This is a genomic window from Saliniramus sp. (genome assembly GCF_035311605.1).
In the GTDB taxonomy this organism is placed as follows: Bacteria; Pseudomonadota; Alphaproteobacteria; order Rhizobiales; family Beijerinckiaceae; genus Saliniramus.
Window position 1 is genome coordinate 1 of record NZ_DATGCW010000167.1, and the last position, 2,150, is coordinate 2,150.

The following is a 2,150-nucleotide window of genomic DNA, read 5'->3' on the forward strand; positions in this document are numbered from 1 at the left end:
TATGACCTCGCTCTTCCCGCTCAATCCCGGCCTCGACAGCACGCGTGGCAGCTACACGGCGAATTTCGGTGGTAGCGGCTTCGATGTGAGAGCGACCCTGCAGGCATTCGAGCGCGCCGGTGTCTCGCGCACGCTCGCCGAACCCACGCTCGTCGCCGTCTCGGGGGAATCCGCGAGCTTCATGGCCGGCGGGGAGATCCCGGTTCTCACCCCTTGCCCGCCGAGCGAGCCAAGCTGCGTTCCGTCGGTCAATTTCAAGCCCTTCGGCATCAATCTGGGCTTCACTCCGGTCGTACTGGCCGAGAACCGGATTTCGCTGCGTGTTGCGACCGAAGTGTCCGAACTCGATTTCGAGAACAGCTCGACCGTACTCGGCAGCAGCGTACCCGGCATGAAGGTGCGCAAATCCGAGACCAGCGTCGAGTTGCCCTCGGGCGGCACCATGATGACTGCTGGGCTGATCTCGACGCGAACGGGACAGACGGTTGCTGGCATGCCCGGCCTGATGAATCTGCCGATCCTCGGGGCGCTGTTCCGCTCGCGCGATTACCAGCGCCAGGAAACCGAACTGATGATCCTGGTCTCGCCCTATATCGCCAAGCCGATGGAGCAGGCCGAGGCGGCGCGCCCGGATGACGGTTTCATCGAATCCTTCGACCCGCAGGCCATCCTGATGGGCCGGTTCAATCAGATGTACGGTACGACCGGCGGCTCGCAGCCCGCGCGCGGCACGCCCGGCCGCTTCGGCTTCATCGCGGATTGAGGGAGCAGCCATCATGACCCCTCCCGTGATCGCCAATCCATCCACCCGCGCACCCCATGAAGCGGCACATGATGCGACATCAAGGAATGCTGGCATGACTCAGCCCAAACCCACCATACGGACCGGCTCACGAAGCCTCGGCATCACCCTCGTCGCGCTGTCCGCCTTCGCATTGGCCGCCTGCGCGCAGGACCGCGTGGTTCAGACCGGCTCGATCTACCCTTACGACTACCGCGATCGCCATCCGATCGTGCTCAGCGACAAGCCGCACCATCTTGATATTTTCATCCGTGGCAGCCGTCTCGATGATCGTCAGACGGAGGATCTGCAGAGCTTCGTCGAAAAATACCGCAAGGAAGGCAAGGGGCGTATCAGCATCCAGGTGCCGCGTTCCGAAGCCGGTGCCCGGCGCACCCTCGATTCGCTGCGCGTCCGGCTGCGCGATGCCGGCATTCCGTCCAACGCTTATTCCGTGTCGCATTACGACCCGACGCAATCGGGTCTCGCCGCGCCGATCCGCCTGAGTTTCCGCCACATGGCGGCGCAGGTCGAGGGCCCCTGCGGGCTCTGGCCGCAGGATCTCGGCGTCAGCGATCCCGGGTTCAACCTGCGCAACGAACCCTATTGGAACCACGGTTGTGCCACCCAGAGCAACGTCGCTTCCCAGATCGCCGACCCTGTCGATCTGGTACGCGGGCGCACTCCGGGCGCAGTCGATCCGGTTCGGCGTTCCGCAAATATCCGGAAACTGCGTGAAGGCAACGATCCGTCCACCAACTACCGGCAAGATGGGCGCGGCGGCATCAGCGATGTCGGCGACTGATCACGCGTGAACGGATGCCAATCCCGACAGGACAACGTCGTTTACGAAGGATATTGAAGTCATGAGTCACAGTGAAGACGACATGATCGCGCCAATACCGCGCGTCACGATTCAGGCGTTTTGTGATTCGCCCGATATCGCGACGGCGCTGGAATCGGCGGCGACCGACCGGCGCATGCAGAAGGCGCATCTGCGCGTTCAGGCCGGGGGCGCCGCCGGCGCAGTCGCGGCCTTCGCCCAGGCTCCCACGCCGAATGTGATCATCCTCGAAGTCGGCCAGAGCGAGCAGGCCCAGTTCCTTCGCCACCTCGACGAGCTCTCCGAGGTCTGCGATACGGGCACCCGGGTGCTCGTCGTCGGCCATGTCAACGACGTCCTGCTCTATCGCGATCTGATCCGCCGCGGTGTCAGCGATTACCTGATCGCTCCCCTCTCCCCTGTCGATATGGTGCGCGCCGTATCCGGCTTGTTCACGACGCCCGGCTCCGATCCGGTTGGTCGGATCGTTGCCGTCATCGGCGCAAAAGGCGGCGTCGGCGCCTCGACGGTTGCGCATAATCTGGC

At 64.0% G+C, this 2,150-nt stretch carries 2 protein-coding genes and 1 pseudogene; all 3 read left to right on the forward strand.

The genetic code is table 11. The features are described 5' to 3' along the window. Positions 1 to 763: type II and III secretion system protein family protein (locus VKP01_RS07860; protein WP_414706549.1), on the forward strand; the 763-nt coding region annotated here is incomplete at its 5' end. A gap of 94 nt (positions 764 to 857) precedes the next feature. Next, entirely contained in the window at positions 858 to 1,586 is a 729-nt protein-coding gene (locus tag VKP01_RS07865; protein WP_324411602.1) for a CpaD family pilus assembly protein, read from the forward strand. A gap of 61 nt (positions 1,587 to 1,647) precedes the next feature. After that, positions 1,648 to 2,150, forward strand: a pseudogene (locus VKP01_RS07870) (CtpF protein); the annotation flags it as partial.

Coding starts and splice junctions, on each gene's coding strand:
- VKP01_RS07865 (WP_324411602.1), top strand. CDS start 858: ATGACTCAGCCCAAACCCACCATACGGACCGGCTCACGAAGCCTCGGC.